Below are 25,604 nucleotides of genomic sequence, written 5' to 3' on the forward strand. Positions count from 1 at the left end.
TAGCGCGCGCTATACCCTTTAAACGAAAGCGACTTATTTCAAGTCGAGTAAATATCTAAGTAAGAAAACAATAGCTAGAGCGTAGGTGAGCGGCGTAACTTCTTTAAATTTGCCCGTGCCAACCTTAATTCCCACGTAGGTTATAAAACCAAGGGCGATACCTTCGCTGATACTGAATGTGAGCGGCATCGCAATGAGTGCTACTGATGCGGTAGCCAGGGCCCCCAGGTCATCAAAATCGACTTGCCGAATAGACTCCATCATCAAAATCCCAACCATAAGCAGCGCTGGCGTGGTAGCCATAAGCGGAATGACTTTCATCAATGGCGTCAAAAAAAGTGATAATAAAAAGCACACTGAAACCACCACTGCTGTCAGACCCGTTCTGCCACCAGCAGAAACGCCGGTAGCGGATTCAACGTAGCTGGTGACAGGGGATGTGCCTACCAATGCACCTGCAACGCTTGCCGAAGCATCGGCTGTCATGGCAGCACCAATTTTAGGCAGTTTTCCTTCAGGAGTTAAAAGGTTTGCTTTGCGAGAAACACCAATTAACGTTCCAATGGTATCGAACATATTGACAAACATAAGTGCGAAAATAAGGTCCCAGGTCTCTGCCAGATGATCGATAGGGTACCAAAAATCCATTGCCATAAAGGTATTTGAAATAGATTCTGGCATGCCCACAACGGCTGTGGGTGTTGCCGTTAATGTGCCGTTTTCTGTCGGTATAAAGGCACCAATAAGCGTGAGCGTTACAATTGAAATCAAAATAGCGCCAGTTACGCGCTTAACCATCAAAACAATGGTAAATATAATACCAACCAAAGCAAGCATTACAGCGGGTTCTGAAAGGTCGCCAAGCTGAACAAAGGTCGCTGGGTTATCAACGATCAGACCCGCATTTTTAAGACCGATAAAAGCGATGAACAAGCCTATTCCGCATTGAACCCCTATTTTTAACGATGGCGGAATTGATTCGGCGATTTTAGTTCGAACACCCGTAAGCGAAAGAAGTAGAAAAAGAATACCGTTCCAAAACACAATGCCCAGCGCGGCTTCCCAAGGAACCTCTCTACCAAGGCAAATAGTAAACGCGAAAAACGCATTTAACCCCATACCTGGTGCTAGAGCGATAGGGTAGTTTGTCATAAGCGCCATCATCAGCGTGCCGATACAAGCTGCCAGTGCTGTAACCGTAATTAACCCCTCAACGGGCATGCCGCTAAGCCCTAAAATGCCAGGGTTTACAACAAGTATGTATGACATGGCTGCGAACGTGGTAAGTCCTGCAATAATCTCTGTTCTTACCGTGGTTCCGTGTTCCTGCAGCTTAAAAAGCCGCTCAATAACGTTGTTAGACATCAAGAGTTCTCTGTATGTGTTTCACTAAGTATTTTGTGCATGGAAAGCAATAAACTGACCAGTTAGTCAACTTGTTGGTGCGTTTTGTGCTAACTTACAATGTAGTACAGTGATCAAGTAACAATCACTGTGTGACTCAACGTCACTAGCCAGGCAGCCTACGAGCAGCCATGCGGTTTAGAAACAATAAAAACAACGTTAAAAAAACCGCAAACAAAACCTAAATGAGCAATAGAACTCGTTTACAGATAGCATTAAAGATAAACTAATACGCACTAAACTAATGCGATTGCATCGTTATAGTGCAATTAAGTGAGGGGCCATGTCGCTGTCATCAATAATTAACAACATTCCAAAGGCCGAATTGCATCTGCATATAGAAGGAAGCTTAACGCCTGAACTCATGTGGCGCCTAGCTAAGAAACATAGTGTAACACTACCCTATGCTAACGTGGAAGAGATAGAAGCAGCGTATAACTTTGAAGATTTACAGAGTTTTCTAGATTTATATTACGCAGGAGCAGGAGTGTTAAGGGACGAAGAAGACTTCTTCACCTTAATGTGGGAATACTTATCACGGTGTTTCGACGACAATATTGTTCATACTGAAATCATGTTTGACCCGCAAACCCACACGGAGAGGGGAATAAGCTTTGATGTGTTTATGGCAGGGTTTCTGCGCGCAATGACCAAGGCCAAAGAAGAGTACGGTATCAGCAGTTATCTTATAATGTCTTTCTTGCGCCATCTATCAGAGGACGACGCTTTTAAAACATTGGAAGAGGCAAAACCATACTACGAGCATATAACAGCCGTGGGGCTTGATAGCTCTGAACTTGGTCACCCACCTTCAAAATTTGAGCGTGTGTTTAAACACGCGAAATCTCTTGGTTTTAAAATTGTTGCTCACGCTGGTGAGGAAGGACCTGCATCATACATCTGGGAAGCCATTGAACTACTAGATGTTGACCGCATTGATCATGGTGTGCGTTGTCAAGAAGACGATGCATTGATGGCACATTTAAAAGAAAAACAGATACCGCTCACTGTTTGTCCGCTAAGTAATCTGAAGCTTTGTGTGATAGATGATATGAAAGAGCACAATATCATCGAGCTATTAAATGCGGGGTTGCTGGTAACGGTGAACTCGGACGACCCGACTTATTTTGGGGGCTTCCTAAATGATAATTTTAATGCATTACATCAGTCACTGAATTTGGATGAACACACGGTGAGAACACTGGCTGCGAATAGCTTTAAAGCGAGCTTTCTACCTGAAAATGTAAAAGCTGACTTTATTGATAAAGTCTTTAACGCTTAAAAGAGTCTTTAACGATTAAAAGTGTCTTTAACGCTTAAAAGAGTCTTTAACGATTAAAAGTGTCTTTAACGCTTAAAAGAGTCTTTAATGGTTAAAAGTGTGTTTAACGATTAAAAATACTTTGGCCCTTTAAAACGCCGCTCACGGTATAAAGGGCTTTCAATAGTGAACGTGTAGGCACGCAAAGTGGCAGGTTAAGCCGGCACTAATCCAATTCATGTACTGCAGCCAAATCATCCTTCGAGGTAAGAACTGCTATGGCCTCAATAGGGCATACGGCTTTAGCAGGACTGACGTCAGGCACGCATCACTTGAATCGTTTGCTTAATGAGGGCTTCTAGTTCTTCCATGTCTTCGTGCAGTTCATTGGCATTATTCTGCTTGGCTTTTAGCTCAATCGTCGCCGCTTTGCTACGAATAGCATCAGCACCCACATCCCCAGCTACTCCCTTCATGGAATGACTGTTGAATCGCACGGCGTCTAGGTCCATATCCGCCACCGCTTGTTTTAGTAATTCACGCTTTTGCTCTATTTGCGCTAAAAACATGTCAACGATACGGTTGAGTAATCCTTCATTTCCGCCAAGGCGACTTACAGCAGCATCTCTATTCCATAACTGCTCTTTTGAAAGGGTGGAGCCATCGCTAAAGGTATGCATTGTTATCACCAATCAATTTTCTTGAGCCAATATTTCTTTATTCATAATGTAGAGTCAATGATTAAGTCATCAATATGCATTGATTTATATGACAAATATACTAAAGACTAATTTTATTCTATGTATCTCAGATGATACTAGAATGATTATGAGTTAAAGAGGTGCGAATATTCTCATGGAAGAAGAAAAGCAAACCGTCGTTATTATAGATGACGAGCCAACCACTGTTTTGCTGCTGCAAACTGCGGTGGAGCCGCTCGCTATGGTTAGCACTGTTTCTAAAAGCACCGACGCCTTCTCCCTCATTAAAAGTTTGTGTCCAGATTTAATTGTATTGGACATTAATATGCCCGAATTGTCGGGTTTTGATGTATGCAAACAGCTAAAGTCCTCTCCAGATATAGCTTCGATTCCCGTCATTTTTGTCACATCACATAACGATTATGCCAATGAACGTAAAGCTTTATCACTTGGAGCGATTGATTTTATCTCTAAACCAATTGATATTGAATTATGCAGAATGAGAGTAAAAAATCATCTTCTAATTCAACGGCAAAAGAAAATGTTATCTCAGGTTAACAGTAAATTAGAAGCAGAAAGACAGCAGCTTTCCGTTACGTTAAAGTCAATTGCAGATGGTGTTATCTCAACAAACCCTTTAGGGGAGATTGTATTTATCAATCCAGTTGCTCAGCGTTTGACTGGCTACTGCGAAAGAGATGCCTTATCTAGACCCATTAGCGAGGTTATGAATTTACGGGATGCAGTAACAAATGCGCCGCTTCTAAACCCTGCTATCATGGCACTCGATGTCAAACGACCTGTTGCTGCTCCACTGAATACTGAATTGATAAGTCGTCAGGAGCAATCTTTTCGGATTGAAAATATGGCGTCGCCGATTATCGATGAAAAGGGAGACCTGGCCGGAGCTGTGACCGTTTTTCAAGACGTCTCAGAAGTGCTTGAAATGTCTGTAAAAATGACACATTTAACACACCATGACCAACTTACTGGTCTGCCCAACCGCGTGCTGCTTCACGACCGAATCGAGCAAGCTGTATCTCGAAGTTTTGCATCAAAGCAAAGTATTGCGTTATTGCTTTTAGATATAGATAACTTCAAATACTTGAACGATAGTCTTGGCCATCAGGTTGGGGATTTTGTGATTTCAACCTTTGCCAAACGCCTCTCTCGTATTGTTGGCCCGGGATCTACGTTAGCCAGGGTAGGAGGGGACGAGTTCGCATGCTTGCTAACTGAAATGGAAGCTAACTATAGTGCGGACGGCCTCGCAATGGCTTGCTTGCAAGTAAGTAGAGAGCCCATTGACATTGATGGGCAGTTGCATCGCCTTAGCCTGAGTATAGGTATCAGTCTCTATCCACAAGATGCGGTAAATGCAGAGGAAATGATGCGCCACGCAGATAGCGCAATGTATCGTTCTAAATCTAAAGGAAAAGATACATTTAGTTTCTTTTCTAATGAACTTCAACAAGAGATACATCGACGAATAGAAATAGAGCTAAAACTAAGGCAAGCGATAGAAAGTCAGGGCTTAGTCATTTTTTTACAGCCAAAATACGATTTCGACTCGAAGCAAATCCACGGGGCGGAAAGCTTAGTAAGAATACGCGATCAGCACGGCAATATAATAGGGCCAGATGACTTCATTCCCCTGGCTGAAGAAACTGGCCTAATTCATGAAATTGGACGGCAGGTTCTGCGAAAAAGCTGCGAGTTTGTTGCCCGTTGCAGCAGAGAAGGGGAAGATGTCAAGATCGCGGTGAACGTTGCTGCCAAACAATTAGCCAGTCTAGGGTTTGCTAATGAGGTTAAGGAGATCATCAATAATGCTGGAATTAACCCTTCATCAATAGAACTCGAAGTTACAGAGTCAGCATTAATGAATGATTTTGAGCAAACGAAAATTGTACTCAATGAATTATCGGCGCTAGGTGTGACTATAGCCCTCGACGATTTCGGTACGGGATATTCCAGTTTATCTTATTTAAAACAGTTTCCGATAGATGTACTTAAAATAGATCGCTCTTTTGTCATAGATATGGACAAAAATATACAATCTCATGATATCGTCACTGCGATTGTAAATTTAGCGCAGAGCCTTGGATTAAAAATAGTGGCGGAAGGAATCGAGACTCAATCCCATTTTAATGGACTGAAAGCTCTGGGTTGTCAACTTGGCCAGGGATATTTCATGTGTAGACCACTTGAAATGGAACATTTTTTCGCAAAGTATGTGGACGGTACTGCAGTCGCCTGATGTGTACTTTTTTACTAGTTGTTTAAAGCCCTATCCTTTATAAATACGCAAGACGAGGAATAAAATCCTGAATTTTCAATAGATTTGTAAATTGATAATGTTAAACTCAGGTACGTTATAATCGATTCTTCTAAGGTTACTTGCAGTCCGGCCCTACTGTCTTATCAGTAAAGATTACCTAATTTAATGAATTTACAAGAAATTAAGCCCTACACAGAATGTAATGTTCTTATCGTTGACGATGAGCCGATAAGTCGAATGCTTTTGGAGTCGATATTAGAACCCGTATTTCGCTGCACGACGGCTGAATCTGGCCACGAGGCACTTTTATACTGTGCTGAAAATGCGCCAGACTTAGTACTGCTAGACATGAATATGCCTGATATTAACGGCTTGGAAGTATGTAAGACTCTCAAACAATCACCTGTTACCAGTCAAATCCCTGTTATTTTTGTAACCTCTACTTTGGATGTGGAAAGTGAAAATGCATGTTGGGAGGTTGGCGCGTCCGACTTCGTTATGAAACCAGTCAATGCGTCTACACTAACCCATCGCATCAAAACGCATATTCAAAATAAGCTTCGAACTGAGTTTCTAGAAAAAATGACGTTTCATGATCAGCTAACAGGTCTCTATAATCGTACGTACTTGACTAAAGAAATTCCGCTACTGATAAGGCAGGTTGCTAGAGATCAAAGCAATATTGGGGCAATAATGATCGATATTGATTATTTTAAGCTCTTCAACGATAACTATGGGCATCTAGAGGGAGATCTTTGTCTCCAAAAAGTGGCGAAAATTATTTCAGACACAGTCAAACGTCCGAAGGATGCGGTTATCCGATTTGGAGGAGAGGAGTTCTTAGTACTGTTACCTTATATCGATTACCAAGGGACAAAAATTGTCGCACAACAATTGGTCGAAGCGGTAACTAACGCTAGCATTCCACACGGCAAGGGCATAGAAGGGCGAGTCTCAATAAGCGCTGGGTTTGCGGTTTGGAAGGCTGCAGATGTAGTTGACGATGATTACTCCGCTCTTGTTGAAGATGCCGACATTTCTCTTTTTGAAGCCAAAGAGCGTGGTAGAAATCAAGCGAAAGGATAAGTACCGTTAAACTTTAGTGTTAACGAGGCTCAACAGGCCTCAGCACAGATTAAATTTTTTTTAAAGCGTTACGTTTTACCTATCCTATTGTTTAATATCCTTCACCACTAACCCAAGCTATTATTTAACGCAGATAACAATATTTCGCATTATATGCGTTTTGGCGTTTGTTGGTGACTTTGGATAACGAGTGTTAAGCGTAGGAATCGGAAGATGATTTATTTTGACGAGCAGTCGAGTTTAAATTTTAAGTTGGAAGAGCAGCTCAAAACATCTTTATCCAACCTTGTTCAACGTGGGTGCGACACCTTGGGTGTGTTCCAAGGCTTGCTTTTGCAAATCGAAGATGAAGCTGTTGATGTTGTTATTAAAGCATCATCTGCTTACCCGCCTAATTTCAAAACATTACCATCGTTTGCTTCCTGTATCCCCATTGAAAATAGTTTTCCAGCAAATAGCGCAAAAGCCTCTACGGGCTTCAAGCAATGGTTTACGACTTATTTTAACGCTGAAAAATATATACGTGGTCGCGTTCACAATTTGGATGGGCAACACGTTTTCCTCGTGTTTATTAATGCATGCCCAGATTTGCCAGTTAACCTTGATAAAGTCGCACTTTTAGACGACTGTTTAGCCGTCACGTTAGAAAAATTTGAGTTAGAAAAAGGGGAGTCTCATCAGAATACCCTCTACGAAAAGCTACAAAGCGTTGCGAGCATAGGAACTTGGGAAGTAGATATTATCAATGATGTTCTCACTTGGTCATCCCAAACGCGGCGCATCCATGAGGTGAGTGATGATTTCAAACCTACGATAGAAGACGCAATTAGTTTCTATAAAGAAGGTTTTAACAGGGATGAAATTAGTCGGATTGTTTCCCATACTATTGAAACTGGAGAGCCTTGGTCTGCAACTCTTGAGTTAATATCTGCCAAGGGAAACTCGGTTTGGATTGAAACTCATGGAATGGCAGAGTTTAAAAACGGAAGGTGTACTCGCTTATTTGGTACTTGCCAGAATGTGAACAAATCAGTGCAACTCAGGCTGGAGCTTGATGCTCGCCGCAAAGAAGCCGAAGCTGCTTCAAAAGAGCGAGGCTTATTGCTTTCAAGGATCAGTCATGAATTAAAGACTCCTCTTAATGGAATCACTGGCATGCTTCAGGCAATTAGGTTTGAAAAGAAAGACAATGTGCGTATTAAAAAAGCCGATATTGCTTTGCACAGCGCTGACCGCCTTTTGGCTTTGATAAACGATGTACTCGATTATACCTCAATAATAAATGGCGAATTCTCGCTAAGCTACAGCGATTTCTGTGTGCGTTCGCTGGCCGAAGATATCGTCGACGTGTTCAAAGGTAGATGCGCAGATAAAGGAATTAGGCTGTATGCGGTTCTGTCATTTGACGAAAAAACTTATGTAAACGGAGATGCTGCAAGGATAAGCCAAGTCCTTACTAACTTGCTGTCAAACGCCGTTAAGTTTACCTCTAAAGGTTACATCTCCATTCAAATTACGCTTAAACAACAGAGCAATATTCCTGTTTTACTCGCTTCAATTGAAGACTCGGGGGTGGGTATGAATGAGGATATTTTGTCTCGCATATTCAGACCATTCCAGAACGATAGGGCAAGTGCGTCTGAAGAGTTAAACGGTAATGGCTTAGGGTTGTCTATCGTCAATCAGCTTATTGAGAAAATGGGCGGCGAGCTAGAGGTTCGTTCAAAAGTTGGTATGGGGACATGTTTTGATATAGCGATACCTGTTGAAATGGCGTCGCTAGAAAAAGAGGTGAAAAGCGACGTTGAGCTATCATCGGAGCTTCTTAACATACCGCTAAATATATTGGTTGTTGATGATAACGATATTAACCGCCTTGTGCTCGCCTCCATGCTTGAAAAATTTAACTACGTACCAGATGAAGCCGATAATGGCGAGGTTGCCGTCGAAATGGCCCGGGCGAAGAAATACGATCTCATTTTTATGGACTGTGCGATGCCAGTGCTCGATGGGATGAGCGCAACGAAAATTATTAAGCAAGAAGGCCTACTATCAAAATACGGAAGAATTGTTGCCGTAACCGCTAACACTACAGCCGAAGATAAAGTTAGCTGTAGCGAAGCGGGAATGGCTGATTTTCTTTCAAAACCCGTTGTACAAAATGATGTTACGGCGCAGGTTAGGGTAGCATTGAACGCAAAGTCCATCACCGCTTAGCAGCAACATAACTTTTTATACTAAGCGGTTTTGGCTTTTACTGTGCGTTAGGTATTGAATGTTGCACTTCACTCCAGTGCTTAACGATGTAGTCGGTTACTTGAGAGCCCACCCGATATGCGGCCTCTATTGCTGCGCCCATCGCGGCATAGCCATCCCCCGAACTTTCACGTTTTAGATTTTCTGCAGCACCTAAACCTGGAGGCTGCATCGTGAAATTGCTCGCAGTACGTAAGATGAGAAGTCGATCTTTATCTACAAGCCCTGCATTATCTAGATAAGTTAAGCTTTGAAGGGTTGCGGAGTCTTCCATTCCTGACGTAACGAAATTTCCTTTTCCCTTCGTCCAATAGGCGACCCAATCATTCGCCCATGCGTTAAGTTTCTCGCCGTGCCAAAACGTAGAGGCAGATAAATGTGCACCCATAGATACACTAGGTAAAGCCTTTGCTCGCGGTGAATGTGTATACTTTGCTCTTAAAATGTCCATTGCTTCGTTATTTAAAAGCTTGGTATTTTTTGTAAGAGCAAAAGCCCATTTTGCGAGGGGAATGTTGAGTGCATATACTTCGCCGTTAGGGCTATTGCTTGTATCTACCGCGTCAGCATTGTCGTAGGGAGCATGGGTAAACAGCGGGAAGTACCCCGTTTCCCAGTCAGCAGGTATTTCTCGTGCATCAATTTCATGGGCCAAGTCACCGTCTACAACATAATCGGTCCAAATAGCACTTCCAATAGTGTTGTCGGCGGGGTCCACGCCCGCTATACCAGCCACCAACCAATAGGCTTGGCTAAGATCGAACCGATTATCTAAACCTAACGACATAATGGCAGCAGAAGCCCGCGCAATTCCCATCCCTGTAACCAGCCCAATTACACCGGTTTCTTCGTTAGCGTAAATATCGTGGAAGCCATGTGGGACAGCATATCGCGTAGTTAGCGCCTGCCTGGTTTTCCATAGTTGAAACTCGCCCGGTGCATCGCCTTCGTCCTCTCCAATTTCAAACATACTCACGATGACCACCTTCACTTTCATCGGTTTTATGCCATGAGCATTAACCTCTGCCGACGTTGCAGTAAATGAAAAGCTAAGCAATATGGTGAAAACTAAAAGAGGATTGAAGAAATTAACAGTTTTTTGAAGAGCAATATGCATGGGGAAAATCCTAAAAAAGAGCCCAGTATTGAACTGGGCTCTAAAACGAAAAAACATTAAGCCTGAATACAAACACTGCTTTTCCGGCGCTTACCGAAAAACACTAATTTACAAAGGCAAAATTCTTCAGAATGTGTAGGTAAATTTAGCATTCCAATGACGAGGTAGTTCCGGAAGTACTATTTGGCTACCAAATAAATCTGGGAAGTTTGAGCGGAAGTAATCTTCGTCAGTTAAGTTCTTAACCGTTAAATTCACACTCCAGTCTTCCGCTTGATACGACAAACCTGCATTAACTAGAGTATATGAAGGTAGTGTGACCGCACCAGAGAATCCTGACGAAACTTCATCAGCATTAACCACACTCAGGCTTGCAGCATATCCGTTTAAGAAATCATAGGTAGCCGTTAAGCCGTAAGTGTTTTCTGGTATGCCGGCTTTGATAGCAGAAAGGTTGCCGTATGCCGTATTACCATTTGGTGTGCCTCCATAGAAAATAGAAGGATCGTCAATATTTGCAAAATCTTCTGCGCCGAAGAATCCGAACTGGAAGCCTCCGCCGTTTAGTACAGTCAAGTTGGTTACTTCGATATTGGTGTAAACAGCGGTTAATACCAATTGTTCATTAACAACCCAACGTAACTCAAACTCTGTACCTTCGTTCAACGTGGTGTTATTTGTAACAGTAGATTGTGCGTTTATGTCTGTTCGCTCTTGCTCATATATTGATAAAGCGACGTAAAGGCTGTCATCTAGGAATGACCCTTTAACACCGTATTCGAAAAGCTCAGACGTATCGAAAAAACCACCTGGAATATTTTCTACGTCAATATTTGCGCCTTGTCCTGCAACGATCGTTGCTTGTTCAGCCACTGTAATGTATGGAATAAGTCCGAACTCTGTCTTGTAGGAAACGCTTGCGTTCCATGAGATCCCATCTTCTTTGTCTTCCGCAGTTACATCTTCATCACCCCCAAACAAAGTAATGCCACCAGGAGTTGTACTTTCAACATCTACAGAGTCATAGCGCAAACCTAAAACTATGTTCCAACCATTTTCCCAAGTAAGGTCTGTCATTGCTGCTAGACCCAAATTAAGATAGTTTCCTATGTCATAGTTCGAATAGCCAAAGCCTGCACGTGTAGCAAGTAAGCGTCTGTCCAAAGCGGTTGAAGGGCCAGTAAGATCGCGACGATCAAAAAATTCATTTATGAAATCATCACCGCTTTCAAAATCTGTGTATCGAATAGATGGCGAGACTTGGAATTGAGCGAATAAGCTATCGCTTTCATATTCGGTGGCGAATACAACTTTGTCTTCAATTACGTAAGCGTCATGAGATTGAGAGAAACCGTATGCATTTTCGTTTAGGTTTTCATAACTTTCATAGAAAAATTGGTTTTTTAACTCCCAATTATCTGCGAAATAAATCATATCGAAGTAAAATGTCGTTACTTCATTTTCTAGTACATCATCAGCCGCTATAAGTGTTTGATCACGACCCAATTGAGCTGCACCTACATCTACCAAAGCCATTTCGTCACTAAAACTAGAGCCGTCTTCTGTTAAAGGATCGACTTCAACGAAAAGGTTTGCAGCGAAGTATTCAAAGTGACTAATGCTGCCATCGCCGTCCGCATCTAAGGGTTTTGCATTGCCCGTAATATATGTTCCGTTATCTATTAAATCTTGAGTAACGCGGTTCCAACCAGCATTTTGGTTACCATCATACTTATGATACATACCACCAAACTCAATACTAAGGTTATCGGTCAGGTCCATATCGAACGCCGCTTGAACCACTGTTTGGTCGGTTTCGCTATTACGATAATAAGAGTCTGAGTTTTCTTGTTCAGCATAGATGTAGTAACCAAGATCCTTACTACCTAATTTTCCAGGGCCACCAACTTCAGCAGTCAGTACATTTTTGTCCCATGAGCCTGTAGTGTAAGAGAACTGGCCAGTCGGACTATCTAAATATTGACCTCTTCCTACTTTTGCCGATTTTGGATTAAAGTTTAGATAACCGCCAATTTTAGCAGGTCCGTAAATAGGAGAGGCAGGACCACGAACTATGTCAACACTACTTGAAGCACCTATTGGCGTCGGATAATTTCCGGGATTGTCCAAGCGGCGAACGCCTCTAAAATAAACTTCACCAGGCGTACCACGTACGTCTAGTGAACCGGCTACACCAAAGAAAGACTGTGTGAATGTTCCTGGTGCAAAAGCAACCAATTCATCGATGTCAGAAACGTTGAAACGCTCCATCTGCTCTTGCGAAATGGTTGAGGCAGAGCGCGGTGTTTCAAGAATAGATTTGCCGAACCCGAATACAGACTCAACGTCTTGGCCTGGTAAGCTGCCAAGTGATCCAGTGACCTGAATCTTTTCAACATCTTTCTCTTTAACTTCTTTCTCTTCTTGAGCAAATGCGGGTGACGACAATGCTACTGCAGTTGTTATCGCTAATGCTTTTGCCAGAGGAGATAATTTGAATGTAGTGTTTTTCATGGTTTCCTCATTATTTTTATTTGCCCTTTTAGGGCTTTATTAACGCGGTATTTCTACTGCGTCTTGCTGTAATGCAAGAGGTTTAGCAGGATAAATGCCAACTACTTAACCAATTGGTCAACTTTTAACCTGCCTATAAGTTGCTGAATTATATGGATTTAAAAATATAATGTTGTTCTTATATTGTTGTTTTTATGTTAATAAATAAGGTTTTTAATATGCTTGCACCGTTGAGGTGATTTTTAGCGTGCTTTTGCACTAAAAAGGGAGGAGACGTCCTCCGCTTTTGTCTGCATTCCTACAATGGCCCTTACAGGAGTAGATGATTTCTGGGTAGGCTTCATCTCACTGATATCGTTCACCTTTTTACCAGGTAAGGTTAATTCTAAGATGACCGCGGTAAGCCCTGCTGAAGTAACAGGCGATAGAAGAATATTTTCAAGCCAGCTAGGCAGTTGCGCAAGCGCCTGTGGCACCATCATTACGCCAATGGCTATGCCTAACGCGCAAGCAGTGACTAGGCTACTGCGTCTATCAAGCGCATAGCTCGCCAAGAGTTTTAAACCGCCCACGGCTACCATGGCAAACATAACCAAGGTCGCGCCGCCCAAAACCGGTTTCGGTATTGCTTGTAAAACGCCGCCAACAATGGGGAAGCACCCTATAAACACAAATAGCCCAGCAACGAAAAAGCCGACTTTACGGCTGGCGATTCCGGTTAGTTGGATCACGCCGTTGTTTTGCCCAAATGTGGTGTTGGGAAACGTATTGAACATACCGGCAAGCAACGAATTTACGCCGTCACCAAGAATGCCGCCTTTAATTCGTTTTAAATACACAGGCCCGCTAACTGGCTGCTTACAGAAGAGACTGTTTGCCGTAAGGTCACCTGCCGTTTCTATTGCGCTAAATAAGTAAATGAGCGCGACAGGAAGGAACAAATTGATGTCGAAATCGATGCCATAGGCAAACGGAGTGGGAATGGCAACAATAGAAAGTGAAGATAAGCCGTTAAAATCTAACCCTTTGGTTAAAGCGATATAAATTGCGCCCACAGCCATGCCTATGAAAATAGCGCTTAATCGAAGCCAGTGATTAGTTGCTGCATTCAAAAATACAATAATCAATAAGACTCCCAGACCTACAAGCAAGTTGTCGGTACTGGCAAAATCATCTGCATTAAATCCTCCCGCAAGGTCTGTCATTCCCACATTAATCAAGCTTAAACCTATTGCAGTAATAACAATGCCGGTGGTAAGCGGAGTGATAATGCGTTGCAGCCGACTTACAAAAAGGCTGAATACAATTTCTACCAGCGCGCCCGCCATGGTGAGCCCAAATAGCAGCGCCAGAACATCCTCAGAGGTTCCGCCACTTGCTTTTACCTGACTGCCGGCCAAAATCAGTGCGCTGATAAACGCAAAGCTTGTGCCTTGAATGGCCACAAGACCACTGCCAACCGGGCCAATTCGCTTAGTTTGGATGGCTGTGCCAATGCCGCTTACAAAAAGCGCCATACTTATTAAATAAGGTGTGTGTTCAGTTAAACCCAACGAGGATGTGACAATAAGCGTAGGTGTAATTACCCCAACGAAACTTGCTAATAAATGCTGGAAGGCAGCCGTAAGAGCGGGCAGCAAAGCTGGATTGTCATGTAAGTCGTATATTAACTCGTTGTTGCTGGAAGACATGCTTATTCCCTTACTCCATGCAAAAGGTAGATAAAACGAGAATGCTGCAAGATGTTGACCAAATGGTCTGTATGGTGAGGGTTTTTTAAGTGATTGAATTTACGAAAGTTAAACAATTATTTTGTCAGCAATGAATAGTACTGGTGATTTAAAAGCCCCATCTTGGTGCTATAACAAAAAAATGCGCCAATCTGGCGCACTTTAACTATCAGCGTGAATGCGGGATGACAGATACGTTCTACAGCGTAACGCCTTCACCTAAGGTAACAAATATTGAATGGCGCACTTCGTTATACATAGCGCGAGAACAATGGCCTTCGCCCTCTGTGTCTTCCAGTAACAACACATCGCCGGCGCCAAACACGTGGCGCTCGCCACTTGATACAGTGAACTCTGCTCGGCCTTTAAGAATGAAAAGCAGTTGGCGAGCAGGGGCTGGATGCCATTTGAAGTCGTAGTCTGCCGGCGTTTCGCGAAAGATAATTTTATCTGCGCCAAACTTCTCTGAAAGCATCCCGATAGGGCCTCCGTCTTTTAGGGCAATCTCCACTTCACCAAAGTGGCTTTTGCCTGCTTCATCGTTGTAAATCCTTGTTATTTTCATTATTAACCCTTTAAAACTATAGTGGTTCAATATTGAGCAAAAGAAGACCTCACAAAGCTTTGCAAACACAGAATATGCGTTTGTTGAGGCAAAGCATTGTTATAAAATTAAAAAGTGCTGCTCAACCAATGTTACAACTAAGCATGCTGTAATTTGCTAATGGTTTTATAAAGTACAGACAAACTTGCGGCGACATCATCGTGAGTTATTGATTCTGCCGGGTGGTGGCTAATGCCTCCTTTACACCGAGTAAACAACATAGCAACAGGACAAATATCCGCCATCGCCATCGCGTCGTGCCCCGCACCTGATGCCAGCACCCGAGGCGCAATTTCACTTTCCTCAACACCACGCACCAGCGCTTTTTTTAGATATTCATCGCAGTGAACTGCTGGCGCGCTGTGGGTTTGTTCTCGACTAAGCGTCAACTGCCTTCTTTGCGCAATCTCATCAAATTTTTGCAATATTTCTGCCAATACAGAATCTCGTAAGTTATCGTCTTCACTACGAATATCTAACGAAAAGCGGGTGCGACCTGAAATAACGTTTACGCCGTTGGGCGCGTTTTCAATTTTACCCACTGTCGCTACTACGCCCGGGCGTTGTAGGCTGATATTCTCAACCGCCAATAACATTTCTGCACTTGCACAAAGCGCGTCTTTTCGCATCGACATTGGCACTGTACCCGCGTGGCCGGCCATGCCCTCAACGGTGAAATTAAAACGCCTTGCACCTGCAATTGCACTGACTACGCCCACTGGCAAGTTTTCTTGCTCCAAAACAGGGCCTTGCTCAATGTGTAACTCCAAGTAGCCTAAAATATCAGTACGAGCGATAGCGGCACTGTTTACCGCGTCGAAGTTCAAACCAAAGTTCGCCATGGCTTGTTCAAGGCTTATTCCGTTTTCATCTTTTAAAAATCGCCACTGGTCTTCCCATTTTCCGGTAAGTGCTCGACTGCCTAAAAGCGTGGTGCCAAATCGTGTGCCTTCTTCATCACAAAAACCCACAATATCGATGTGAAAAGGGAACTTGGTTTGTGTGCCATCGAACATGGCGACCAGCGAAATAGCAGCAACAACACCGAGCATTCCGTCATATTTACCGCCGTTAGGCACGGTATCTAAATGGCTACCTAATATCAGCCGAGGGGCGTTTGGTACGCTAGAGGTGTAGCGACCCCAAATATTACCCACTGCGTCTTGCCACGTCGTCATACCAGCTTCAATCATCCAGCCCGAGGCCAGTTGATTTGCAAGTCGATGCTGTTCGGTGAGATAGCGCCTGTCCAGACAGGAAGGATTTTGGCTTAAGGTGCCTAATGTTTCGCACCTTGCCATAACCTGAATTGCTAATTCAGCAAACTCACCCATTCGTCGCTCCCGCAAGTTTGGCGTCTGCATAGACGGCCAGTGCTGCATCTACTCCTTTGCCTGCCGGCGCCTTGAATCCTTGCATGCGCAGCACGGTTTCAAGCGATTGAAGCGTATGCAGTACGGCATCTTCTCGGGCGTTGTAGCCCATGGTACCAATACGCCATATTTTGCCTTTTAAAGGGCCAAAGCTGGTGCCTATTTCAATGTTGAAGCGTAACAAAAGGGTTTCGCGTATTTCTTCACCCTGTACACCGTCTGGAATGTATACGCCCACTACGTTGTACATTTTGTGTTTCAAGTCGCCAAAAGGTTTAAGCCCCATAGCCTGAACACCGGCTAGCATGGCATCGCCAGCGACCTTATGTCGGGCAATTACGTTTTGCTGGCCTTCCTCTAGATGCAGGCGAGCGCACTCGCGGGCGCAATACAGCATACTGGCCGCTTCGGTATGATGGTTTAAACGCTCTTCACCCCAATAATCCATGATCATAGGCAAATCAAAATAGTTTGAACGAATTTTCGGTCCGCGGGCTGACTCGTGATGCGCGTCGCGAATACCGGCCTCTACATGGTGGCGAGTACGCACGGTTTTAACGAACTTGTCGCTAAGCGTAATTGGCGCGCTACCCGATGGGCCACCTAAGCACTTTTGCAGGCCCACTGACACTGCATCTAACTTCCATGCATCCGCGTCAAGCGGGTTGCCGCCTATAGAAGCTGTGGCATCGCAATAGAACAAGACGTTATGTTCTTCACAAATAGCGCCAATGTCGGCCAAAGGTTGAAGCATGGTTGTAGACGTATCACCTTGCACAATAGCCAAGAGCTTTGGTTTCACTTCTTTAACCGCAGCTTCAATTTGCTCAGGCGTAAATACCTCGCCCCACGGCACTTCTATGGTATGCACTTCTGCATCGGCGCGTTCTGCAATTTCGGCAAGCAAATGCCCGAAGCGCCCGAAAATAGGCACTAGCACTTTATCGCCAGGCTCTATAGCTGACACCAATACGGCTTCGATGCCAGCGCGCGACGTGCCATCAACCAAAAAGGTCTGCTGATTTTTGGTATTAAAGACATCGCGGTAAAGCTGCATGACTTCGTTCATGTATCCGGTCATGACAGGGTCGTATTGCCCCACGAGTTGGGTAGACATAGCGCTTAAAACACGCGGGTAGCAGTTGATGGGGCCCGGGCCCATTAACAAACGGGGAGGTGGAGATAAAGGTGCTAAAGCACCATTAATTGTTCTTTTAGCCATTTCGTTAGACATGAGAGCACTCCTAGATAAGCACTTGCGCTAACATGCGCAAGCCTGTAATGATTAGAACAACGGCGAAGATTTTCTTAAGTAGCCCCGCATCTAGCTTGTTGGCAATGCTTGCGCCTACCGGAGCGAACAGCACGGTTAGTGGCACAATGCAGGCAAAGCCTAACAAGTTTACATAACCGAAGGTGGCATAAGGCGCATCTGCAGGAGTTGCACCAACAAAAAGTAAGGTTAACGCTGCAGGAAGGGAGATAATTAAGCCTACTGCCGCTGCTGTACCCACTGCTTTGTGAGCGGGATAGTTACAAAAAGTCAGAGTAGGAACAGTAAGTGTGCCACCACCAATACCTACCATAGCGCTAAACAAGCCGATACAGCTGGCCATAATTGATTGCCCGACGCGTCCGGGAAGACCCTGAAACAGCGCGTCTTTTTTACCAATAAGCATGTTGATTGCTGAAAGCGTTGCAATTACGCCAAACAGTAAAGTGAGAAACGTAGGGTTTACTACGGTTACTAAATAACTTCCTGCCAGTACGCCGATAAGTATGAATATGGCCCAGGCCTTAAGTAATTCGAAATCAACGTTACCTTTAGCGTGGTGAGCGCGAATAGAGCTTACTGAGGTGGGCACAATAGTCGCTAGCGATGTTGCTGTTGCTACAACCATTGCGCTCTCGGGGGATACCCCCAACGCTTGGAACAAAAAGAACAGCACCGGCACAATAACGATGCCGCCACCTACACCGAGCATACCCGCTAACAAACCCGCAAATACGCCAGTACCTATTAAAGACAATATAACCGTAAGGTTATCCATTAAAAACTGCATGTAATTTATTTCTCGATTAAATGATTAACTGATAGTTGTTACTTAAACTCTTAGGCAAAAGTAAGGTGTGCTAGCGATGTCCTAAATAAGCTTTACCGTCGCTACGTGGGTCGCTGGCTCCGGTTACTGTGCCTTCAGTGTCGCGAATAATCGCGCCCGCGTGACCCATTAGCTCGTTGCATGGATCTACCGTCACCATGTCATGGCCCCGAGCGACCAGGCTTTCACCTACGTATTCAACAAGATCTCTTTCTGCTTTTAAGTTGTGACTTTGATCGCCCCAAGTTCTTCCAAGCAGCCAACGGCCTAATGAAATCGCCTTGGCGATAGGCTGCCCATGATAGATGTGGCGAGCAAACAAGGCGGCTTGAGTTTGCGGCTGTCCTTCACCACCCATAGTGCCGTAGCTCATTCGGCGACCATCAATGAGTTCAGCGAATGCTGGGTTCAATGTATGAAACGGTTTTAACCCCGGCGCTAGGTACTGATTACTAGAAGGATCAAGTGAGAATGAGGTGCCGCGGTTGTTCCACACAATGCCGGTTTGCGGGCTGACCACGCCTGAACCAAACTCCCAATAAAGCGATTGAATGTAGCTCACCATTCGCCCTTGTGAATCACAGCATCCCATCCATATTGTGTCGCCGTGTTTTGCCTCATGAGGCCATGGCAACGCTTTATGCAAAGAGATGCGCTTTGCCATCACTTCCAGAGCGTCGTCACTCAATAGGCTTTGTAAATTTACAGGCGTACGCGATGGGTCAGTCACATTTGCGTTACGTGCAATGAAAGCTTGCTTGGTGCACTCAATGAGTAAGTGCACCATATCTGCATCGGTACTGCCAAGATGTTGAACTTTGTCGTAGAGCGCTAAAATAATTAATGAAGCCACACCCTGAGTAGGCGCTGGCAAGTTATATAGCTTACCCTTGCTGGTCGATACCGATAAGGGTTCAACAATTTTTGCTTCGTACTCTTTAAAGTCTTCAAGACGAATAGGGGAGCCAGCGGCTTCTAAGTCTTCAGCAAGTTTTGTAGCAAGTTCACCGTGATAAAAATCATCTAAGCCCTTCTCAGCCAAATGGGCTAAGGTTTCAGAGAGTTTGGTAAGTTTTAGGATCTTCCCTTTTTTAAGGGCTTTGCCTTTTATTAAAAACTGAGCAAAATTTTCGTCGGTACTTAACTCATCGAAAGTTTTGTTACTGGCATCAACCAAACTTTGTGTAACTTCTATTCCCCAATTGGCTTGGCTTATAGCGGTATCAAACAATGTGCTCAACGGCATTTCACTTTGCCATTCGCGGCTTATCTCAAGGGCTTTTTTCCAGCCTGCTACTGCACCTGCCATAGTAAGTGCAGACTTACCGCCTCTGCTTGGAATTGCATCTAGCCCCTCGTAAAACGAAGGGGTTGCACCTTTCGCAGCAACGCCTGATGCATCAATGCCAATGGGGGGCTTGCCTGGTTCGCTGATAAGCCAAAAGCCATCGCCACCCATCCCATTCATGTGCGGGTATTCAACGGCGATAGACGCCGCAGCCGCTACCATTGCCTCAATTGCTGTACCGCCTTTTTCTAGTATGTTCAATCCCACTTGAGATGCAGCATAGTGTGGAGCGGTAAATGCGATGTTTGGTTTTTCACTCATTGTTATATCCTTCGAAAATTCAGCAACGGCAGCCGTCTTGTTATAAACGCTGCGTAATATTCTTCCTTTTGCTTTCTAAATTAGCGAGAAAGCCCAGTAAGCGTGTGCGATACACGTTTAGCCAGTGGTCAGCTTTTTGGCTAACGCGAGAAGTGCAAGATCGTTGCCTTTTTTGCCCACAAGCGATAAACCGCATGGAGCGTTATGTAGGGTAAATAAAGGCAAATGAAGCTGAGGTAGCCCAGCAAGCCCCGCTACTGCGGTAAGCGCAAGAAGCGCGTTTCTATCATTTGCCAATGTCATTTCATCGGCGTCGCATCGAGGTGCAACGCCTGGTGTTGTGGGAATTACCAATACATCAATTTGCTCAAAGAGCATATTTAACTGGTTAATCACCACTTCTTGCTGCGCTTTGGCTTGTTGTACAGCATGTGTTGTTATGGTTTTACACCAATTCAAGCGCAACATAATATCGTCGGCGATATTGGGTTGAGTTGTCTCAATCCATTCGCCGTGCTGCTGCCAAATTTCAGCCCCTTGTAATGTGCGAAAAGTCGCAGCGGTTTGTAAAAATTGAAGGTCTAACTGATCGGCAGATAACGCCATGTGCTTATTGTTTTCTGCAAGCTTATGTAACCATGTTTTACACAGTGCTCCATGGGCCGCGTTCTCAAATAAATGAGTAGCTACCCCAAAACAGGGGGCATCACCAATTGCTGTCTGCTTTTCGTTGTTTGGAGATATACCAGTTGCAGACGCACCGGCTATGCATACCTCAGCGACCTTTTGCAGTGTATCAAGGTCTCTTGTCATCCACCCGATTGTGTCGAATGATGGTGCAAGCGCGACCATGTTGTCGCAAGGTATGAGCCCATGAGTAGTTCTAAGCCCCCATAGACCTTGATAACTTGATGGAACGCGAATGGAGCCACCTGTATCTGTTCCAAGCCCGATGTCTGCAAGGTGAGCGCTAACCGCCACCGCCGAGCCAGATGAAGAGCCGCCCGGAATATGCGCCGGTGCAGTCGGGTTTACTAGCGAAGCATAATGCTTGTTTTGACCATGTAAACTGTAGGCTAGCTCGTCGGTAATGGTTTTCCCTTTGAATGTGGCACCTGCACTAAGCATATTTGCTACACAGCAATTCGTAGTTTCTGGTACCAGGTGAGTGGCTTCCCAGTCTGGGTTACCCGCTGCCGTTGGCAGACCTTTCACATGAAACAAGTCTTTTACCGCTAGGCCCAGGCCGCTAAGTAAAGCATCGTCTGTTGCAAGGTTTTTGGCATTACTGCTGTTCTTACAAGACGAGGTTTCTAAAGATTTAATTGCCTGCTCATATCGTTTGTCACAGGGCTTGATTACAAAAGGTGAGCTCACAGCGCGTTCTTAACATCATTTTTTACTTTTATTAGTTTCTCTATGAAACATATGTTTCATAAAAAAGTCAAGAGGAAACGTTTGTTACCTTCTCGGCGGACACTGGACCAAAAATGTGATGAATGATGGAAAATGCAAAAAAACCGCTTACGAGCAGGGCGCTTCGAAAGAGCAGCCCTATCCCCTTAAAATCCTTTAGGGGTACTTTTTAGAAAGGCAACTTCATCCTGGGTTGATTCACGACCTAACACCTTGTTTCGATGCGGATATCGACCAAAGCGCTCTATCACGTTTTGGTGTCGCTTTTCAAAAGTGAAGGCTTGCTCTAGCCCCTCCTGTGAAAATAGTTCAAGGGCTACATCATGAATAGCGAGGGACTCGCTGTGCATAAAGGGCATATACAAAAATGTGCGTTGCTGTGGGGTAAGCACTTTATCGGCCTCAACGCTTACCGCTTCTTGTGCCAATATTAAAGCAATGTTGTCGGCGCTGTAGGCATCGGCATGACCCCGAAATATATTTCGGGAAAATTGATCAAGAAGTAGGATTTCTGCAAGGCGACCAGTGGGGGTTGCACGCCAAGGCCATAGTTCGCCGTTTAAGGCAGCTAAACGCAGTTTAGAAAATCGAGACGTGATGGTTTTATCAACCGCAGCGTCTTCTTTAAACCATTGTTCGGGCGAAAGTTCCCCGAACCAAAAATCTAACACACCGTTAGCTTCTTCCATGACCACTTGTGTTTTATCCATTTCTACTCCAACAACACGTCTAAGCAGCAAAATTAACGTTAATTTCACTTATACCTATTTTTTAGCTAGAAAGTTCCTTCTTCGCTTGAAAAATAAAAAATACCTGCTACTGATTTTAGTAGTATTGCTCAAAAAGCGTACGAATGGAAGTGTCAGCGCTTAGGATCCTCTAATTCATCCATCTGTATATAAATGTCGGTAATGGCATCCACTCGGTTTGCAGCTGCACTACCTAACACTTCGTAAGTTAAGTTACACAACGAAGCTACGAGGCTCATGGGCGCGGCGTAACTGTCAAACGGTGAATCTCCGCCAATATGCGTTATCAGCAAGTGGTCAACATCCTGTCTGTAGCCTTGCCCTGTTGGGTCGGTAATAAGTACCGTCTTGCAATGTTTAATACTATTTAGAACATATTTAAACTGGCGCGTTCTGCGGCGAAACCCAAATAAAACAACAACGTCATTCTCTGTTAAGTCGATAATATCTTCACTCAACGTTTGCCCTGGCTGCGGCAATACGCGAACAGAAGTACGAATCTGTTTAAGCTGTTGCCTGAAATGAAGGGCGATAGGATAGGCGTTTCGAAACCCTATTAATGTGACTTGTTGGGCAGTAGCAAGTATTTCTGCTATCTCGTTTAATGCAGCGGGTGACGTGCCTTCAAACGTGTTCGCCAGATTTTTGCTGTCGCTCTCGTGCTGCAATACACCACTTGAAGGGCTAACTACCGGAACGCCTTGTTCCCTTAGCTGCACCAGTGCATCTTTTGCCTGCTGATGAGAGTCGAAACCTAGCTGTCGAAAAAAGCGACTTACCGTTGCCTTTGATGTACCTGTTTTTTCCGCAATAAGTGATATGGATTGGCTAAGCACCGCAATAGGATTTTGCTGAATATAATGCGCGATCGATTGGCCTGAAGGAGAGAGTGATGCGTAGTGTTTTTCAATCTGTTTTAAAACGTCGCTAGGGCTGCTTTTTGTCATTGGTTTCGCCTTATACATCTTGTGCAATTATTTCACGACTTTTGTGCGTTGTACAAACACTACCTGAGTTTAGAAGTCTAGCTAGCCTCTATTCATAGATTTATATCGTGATTTTTTATTCATCCTTGTCGTTAGTTAACTGCTATTCAAGGCAAAGCTAAAGTAAAAGTTTATGGAAATTAAACGCTTACTTATCAGCTTTGGCATATAGGCTAAAGTTGCAATCAATTAATTCACTGTACCTGCCATTTTGGCACTACAATTTCATATACAGAGAATATTCATAAAACTGTCATCAGTTGGTAATTAATTTGTTGTTTCGCACTTGCCTGTTCAAGACGAACAGGGTGCTTACGGCTAGCGTTTTTAGAAGGGGTGTGTTGTGGCAAAGCTGTGGTCTGAATTGATCTTGCTATTTGTGGCGGTTCCCTTTGCCGTGCTGTATTGGATTAAACATTTTGCAGACTACCTCATGCCAATTTTGGGCATTATGGGGCTTTGTTGTCTGGCTATTTTGTTAGCGGACAAACAATTTAAGCGCATTAAATTATGGCATTGGGACGACTATAAAATTCATTTGAAAAGCACACTACGGCTATTTTTACCGTGGGCGAGCTTGCTTGCGCTAGTGGTTTACTTTTTAAAACCAGAGTTGTTTTTGCATTGGCCTATGAATCAGCCTTGGATGTGGGTAGCCACGCTGCTCATTTACCCGATAGTTTCAGTTATTCCCCAAGAAATCATATTTAGAACGTTTTTCTTTCATCGTTATAAGCGCATTTTGCCGTCTAAATATGCGAGATGGGCGTTAAGTACCTTCCTATTTGGACTCGCTCACTTGGTTTATGGGAACTGGGTTGCGGTGGTGGTGTCTTGGATAGGCGGCGCGATATTCGGCTATCGCTACATGCATACAAACTCAACGCCAGTGGTGGTTATTGAGCATGCTATCTGGGGAAGTTTTCTTTTCACAATAGGACTGGGATCTTATCTCGTTGTAGCGGCGTAATACGTTTTACATACTTTTCTGTAATTGCGCTGAGAATACCTGTTTACACTGCTTTAATAGACGCGACGGGCTATATCCGACTTGGTTTAATTAGAAGCTAGAACAATCCGCAAATGCACACAACATCGTACCAAGGAACTAGGTTATGTTATCAACGATATTATCGATTCAGTGGCTCTCACCTTTCTCTACCTTCATGCAAAGTGCCGAAGGCGGCGGTGTAACAAGTTTATCTAACGCCCAATCTTTACTTACTGAGCTCTGGAATAATTTTGTCTATCGTTTGCCCGGTCTAGCTCTCGGTGTGGTAGTCATGTTGGTGTTTATATTGCTGGCACCCTATGTTGCCAAGGTTCTGGTTAAGCCTCTTACCCGAACAACAACGTCACCACTGCTGCGATCAGTTATTCAGCGAAGCGTAAGCTTAGTGCTCATTTTGCTTGGCATCTATTTGTTTTTGTTTCTGGCAGGGCTTACTGGGTTTGCTATTGCAGTGGTAAGCGGAACAGGCGTTGTTGGCCTTATACTAGGCTTTGCGTTTAGAGATATTGCTGAAAACTTTATTTCTAGTTTGCTGCTTACTATTCAACGCCCTTTTAAAATTGGCGATATTGTTCAGGTTAATGACTTTACGGGCATTATTCAAAAGGTCACCGCCAGGGCTACAACACTAGTAGATTTCGATGGCAATCATATTCAAATTCCTAACGCCACTATTTACAAAGGCGTTATCAAAAATCTTACCGCTAACCCGCTTATGCGGGGGCAATTCGTTGTGGGCGTTGGCTATGATGCAGACATACAACATGCTCAACAAATGGCACGTGAAATCACCATAGGGCAGGAAAACGTACTTCGCGACCCTGAACCACAAATACTTATCGATGAGCTAGGCTCTTCCACTTACAATTTGAAAGTTTACTTTTGGGTGGATGTAGAGAAAACCAGCGTGGTCAAAATGTCATCGGTATTAATGCGGAACATTACGCTAGCCTTTCTTGAAGCCGGTATTAGCATGCCTGACGATGCGCGGGAAATTATATTTCCTCAGGGGTTAACCGTGAAAGGTGCCAATACAGCTAGAATCGAAGATATTACCGATGAAAATGAGCAAACAGAAAAATCATCGTCTCAACTAACATCGCAAAGTGATGCGAATAACCAGCCTAGCAACGAGATTGCAAAACCCAAAAATGATAAGCGCGACGAGAAAAGTGACGACAAGACTAGGGGGGCAATTGCTATGAATGCCGACGCTGATGATGAGAGAAAGGATAAGCAGAACTCAAAAACAAGCGCCGCTAAAAATCTGGTTAAGGCTCAGCAGGGTGAAGATGACGTAACGTCTGACGCGCATGAAATAAGAGAACAGGCACGGAACTCAAGAGATCCCGAGGCAGGGGAGAATATTCTTTAGTTAAACAAGCCGCTTTCACAGCGGCTTT

At 44.2% G+C, this 25,604-nt stretch carries 19 protein-coding genes; 6 read left to right on the plus strand and 13 right to left on the minus strand.

Going from position 1 to position 25,604, the window contains the following annotated elements:
* Window positions 1-33: 33 nt before the first annotated feature.
* Window positions 34-1,365, minus strand: coding sequence for an NCS2 family permease (locus tag C6Y39_RS08920; RefSeq protein WP_105930934.1), 1,332 nt, complete (start codon window positions 1,363-1,365; stop codon window positions 34-36).
* A gap of 322 nt (window positions 1,366-1,687) precedes the next feature.
* Here C6Y39_RS08920 and C6Y39_RS08925 point away from each other — a divergent pair, with 322 nt between their 5' ends.
* Entirely contained in the window at window positions 1,688-2,686 is a 999-nt protein-coding gene (locus tag C6Y39_RS08925) for an adenosine deaminase (protein WP_105930935.1), read from the plus strand.
* A gap of 296 nt (window positions 2,687-2,982) precedes the next feature.
* On the opposite strand, the gene C6Y39_RS08930 is transcribed toward C6Y39_RS08925, so the two are convergent.
* Complete coding sequence (locus C6Y39_RS08930) at window positions 2,983-3,345, minus strand: Hpt domain-containing protein (RefSeq protein WP_105930936.1); 363 nt, start codon at window positions 3,343-3,345, stop codon at window positions 2,983-2,985.
* 175 nt (window positions 3,346-3,520) lie between these two features.
* Here C6Y39_RS08930 and C6Y39_RS08935 point away from each other — a divergent pair, with 175 nt between their 5' ends.
* The 3 genes from C6Y39_RS08935 to C6Y39_RS08945 all read left to right on the plus strand — a co-directional run bounded on the left by C6Y39_RS08935 (window position 3,521) and on the right by C6Y39_RS08945 (window position 8,950).
* Complete coding sequence (locus tag C6Y39_RS08935) at window positions 3,521-5,626, plus strand: two-component system response regulator (RefSeq protein ID WP_105930937.1); 2,106 nt, start codon at window positions 3,521-3,523, stop codon at window positions 5,624-5,626.
* A 186-nt stretch (window positions 5,627-5,812) separates the two neighbouring features.
* On the plus strand, window positions 5,813-6,733 hold the full coding sequence (locus C6Y39_RS08940; protein WP_105930938.1) for a diguanylate cyclase: 921 nt from the start codon (window positions 5,813-5,815) through the stop codon (window positions 6,731-6,733).
* A 213-nt stretch (window positions 6,734-6,946) separates the two neighbouring features.
* The gene (locus C6Y39_RS08945) at window positions 6,947-8,950 is read left to right on the plus strand and encodes an ATP-binding protein (RefSeq protein ID WP_105930939.1); all 2,004 of its coding nucleotides are present in this window, start codon (window positions 6,947-6,949) and stop codon (window positions 8,948-8,950) included.
* A gap of 37 nt (window positions 8,951-8,987) precedes the next feature.
* Here the strand turns inward: C6Y39_RS08945 and C6Y39_RS08950 are convergent, their stop codons facing one another.
* From C6Y39_RS08950 to C6Y39_RS09000, 11 genes are all read right to left on the minus strand, one after another.
* Window positions 8,988-10,106 carry a purine nucleoside permease gene (locus C6Y39_RS08950; RefSeq protein ID WP_105930940.1) on the minus strand — a complete coding sequence of 373 codons (1,119 nt, stop codon included), beginning with the start codon at window positions 10,104-10,106 and terminating at the stop codon, window positions 8,988-8,990.
* Window positions 10,107-10,232: 126 nt separating this feature from the next.
* Window positions 10,233-12,620 carry a TonB-dependent siderophore receptor gene (locus tag C6Y39_RS08955; RefSeq protein ID WP_105930941.1) on the minus strand — a complete coding sequence of 796 codons (2,388 nt, stop codon included), beginning with the start codon at window positions 12,618-12,620 and terminating at the stop codon, window positions 10,233-10,235.
* 242 nt (window positions 12,621-12,862) lie between these two features.
* Window positions 12,863-14,311: a uracil-xanthine permease family protein gene (locus C6Y39_RS08960; RefSeq protein WP_105930942.1), complete on the minus strand. Its 1,449-nt coding sequence runs from the start codon at window positions 14,309-14,311 to the stop codon at window positions 12,863-12,865.
* A 238-nt stretch (window positions 14,312-14,549) separates the two neighbouring features.
* The gene (locus C6Y39_RS08965; protein ID WP_105930943.1) at window positions 14,550-14,915 is read right to left on the minus strand and encodes a cupin domain-containing protein; all 366 of its coding nucleotides are present in this window, start codon (window positions 14,913-14,915) and stop codon (window positions 14,550-14,552) included.
* Window positions 14,916-15,052: 137 nt separating this feature from the next.
* Window positions 15,053-16,288: an allantoate amidohydrolase gene (locus C6Y39_RS08970; RefSeq protein WP_105930944.1), complete on the minus strand. Its 1,236-nt coding sequence runs from the start codon at window positions 16,286-16,288 to the stop codon at window positions 15,053-15,055.
* On the minus strand, window positions 16,281-17,561 hold the full coding sequence (locus tag C6Y39_RS08975) for a pyridoxal-phosphate-dependent aminotransferase family protein (protein WP_105930945.1): 1,281 nt from the start codon (window positions 17,559-17,561) through the stop codon (window positions 16,281-16,283). The genes C6Y39_RS08970 and C6Y39_RS08975 overlap by 8 nt, the downstream gene beginning before the upstream one ends.
* A 10-nt stretch (window positions 17,562-17,571) precedes the next feature.
* Window positions 17,572-18,390 (minus strand): sulfite exporter TauE/SafE family protein, encoded by an 819-nt coding sequence (locus C6Y39_RS08980; protein ID WP_105930946.1) that lies wholly within the window; start codon window positions 18,388-18,390, stop codon window positions 17,572-17,574.
* 70 nt (window positions 18,391-18,460) lie between these two features.
* A complete protein-coding gene (locus C6Y39_RS08985; RefSeq protein WP_105930947.1) occupies window positions 18,461-20,038 on the minus strand; it encodes a gamma-glutamyltransferase family protein in 1,578 nt (525 codons plus the stop codon).
* Window positions 20,039-20,155: 117 nt separating this feature from the next.
* Entirely contained in the window at window positions 20,156-21,415 is a 1,260-nt protein-coding gene (locus tag C6Y39_RS08990) for an amidase (protein ID WP_105930948.1), read from the minus strand.
* 185 nt (window positions 21,416-21,600) lie between these two features.
* On the minus strand, window positions 21,601-22,164 hold the full coding sequence (locus C6Y39_RS08995) for a DUF924 family protein (protein WP_105931442.1): 564 nt from the start codon (window positions 22,162-22,164) through the stop codon (window positions 21,601-21,603).
* 152 nt (window positions 22,165-22,316) lie between these two features.
* Window positions 22,317-23,150, minus strand: coding sequence for a MurR/RpiR family transcriptional regulator (locus C6Y39_RS09000; RefSeq protein ID WP_105930949.1), 834 nt, complete (start codon window positions 23,148-23,150; stop codon window positions 22,317-22,319).
* A 382-nt stretch (window positions 23,151-23,532) separates the two neighbouring features.
* Here C6Y39_RS09000 and C6Y39_RS09005 point away from each other — a divergent pair, with 382 nt between their 5' ends.
* Together C6Y39_RS09005 and C6Y39_RS09010 are read left to right on the plus strand one after the other, a co-directional pair.
* Complete coding sequence (locus tag C6Y39_RS09005) at window positions 23,533-24,159, plus strand: CPBP family intramembrane glutamic endopeptidase (RefSeq protein WP_105930950.1); 627 nt, start codon at window positions 23,533-23,535, stop codon at window positions 24,157-24,159.
* Between the two features lie 145 nt (window positions 24,160-24,304).
* Window positions 24,305-25,576, plus strand: a complete 1,272-nt coding sequence (locus C6Y39_RS09010; protein ID WP_105930951.1) for a mechanosensitive ion channel family protein — start codon at window positions 24,305-24,307, stop codon at window positions 25,574-25,576.
* The last annotated feature ends 28 nt before the right edge of the window (window positions 25,577-25,604 follow it).

Origin of the sequence: Alteromonas gracilis (assembly GCF_002993325.1) — a bacterium.
Lineage (GTDB): Bacteria > Pseudomonadota > Gammaproteobacteria > Enterobacterales > Alteromonadaceae > Alteromonas > Alteromonas gracilis.

What these genes read in the sequence shown, in the direction of transcription:
- C6Y39_RS08920 (WP_105930934.1), bottom strand. Translation starts at nt 1,365, where the DNA reads ATGTCTAACAACGTTATTGAGCGGCTTTTTAAGCTGCAGGAACACGGA.
- C6Y39_RS08925 (WP_105930935.1), top strand. Translation starts at nt 1,688, where the DNA reads ATGTCGCTGTCATCAATAATTAACAACATTCCAAAGGCCGAATTGCAT.
- C6Y39_RS08930 (WP_105930936.1), bottom strand. Translation starts at nt 3,345, where the DNA reads ATGCATACCTTTAGCGATGGCTCCACCCTTTCAAAAGAGCAGTTATGG.
- C6Y39_RS08935 (WP_105930937.1), top strand. Translation starts at nt 3,521, where the DNA reads ATGGAAGAAGAAAAGCAAACCGTCGTTATTATAGATGACGAGCCAACC.
- C6Y39_RS08940 (WP_105930938.1), top strand. Translation starts at nt 5,813, where the DNA reads ATGAATTTACAAGAAATTAAGCCCTACACAGAATGTAATGTTCTTATC.
- C6Y39_RS08945 (WP_105930939.1), top strand. Translation starts at nt 6,947, where the DNA reads ATGATTTATTTTGACGAGCAGTCGAGTTTAAATTTTAAGTTGGAAGAG.
- C6Y39_RS08950 (WP_105930940.1), bottom strand. Translation starts at nt 10,106, where the DNA reads ATGCATATTGCTCTTCAAAAAACTGTTAATTTCTTCAATCCTCTTTTA.
- C6Y39_RS08955 (WP_105930941.1), bottom strand. Translation starts at nt 12,620, where the DNA reads ATGAAAAACACTACATTCAAATTATCTCCTCTGGCAAAAGCATTAGCG.
- C6Y39_RS08960 (WP_105930942.1), bottom strand. Translation starts at nt 14,311, where the DNA reads ATGTCTTCCAGCAACAACGAGTTAATATACGACTTACATGACAATCCA.
- C6Y39_RS08965 (WP_105930943.1), bottom strand. Translation starts at nt 14,915, where the DNA reads ATGAAAATAACAAGGATTTACAACGATGAAGCAGGCAAAAGCCACTTT.
- C6Y39_RS08970 (WP_105930944.1), bottom strand. Translation starts at nt 16,288, where the DNA reads ATGGGTGAGTTTGCTGAATTAGCAATTCAGGTTATGGCAAGGTGCGAA.
- C6Y39_RS08975 (WP_105930945.1), bottom strand. Translation starts at nt 17,561, where the DNA reads ATGTCTAACGAAATGGCTAAAAGAACAATTAATGGTGCTTTAGCACCT.
- C6Y39_RS08980 (WP_105930946.1), bottom strand. Translation starts at nt 18,390, where the DNA reads ATGCAGTTTTTAATGGATAACCTTACGGTTATATTGTCTTTAATAGGT.
- C6Y39_RS08985 (WP_105930947.1), bottom strand. Translation starts at nt 20,038, where the DNA reads ATGAGTGAAAAACCAAACATCGCATTTACCGCTCCACACTATGCTGCA.
- C6Y39_RS08995 (WP_105931442.1), bottom strand. Translation starts at nt 22,164, where the DNA reads ATGGATAAAACACAAGTGGTCATGGAAGAAGCTAACGGTGTGTTAGAT.
- C6Y39_RS09000 (WP_105930949.1), bottom strand. Translation starts at nt 23,150, where the DNA reads ATGACAAAAAGCAGCCCTAGCGACGTTTTAAAACAGATTGAAAAACAC.
- C6Y39_RS09010 (WP_105930951.1), top strand. Translation starts at nt 24,305, where the DNA reads ATGTTATCAACGATATTATCGATTCAGTGGCTCTCACCTTTCTCTACC.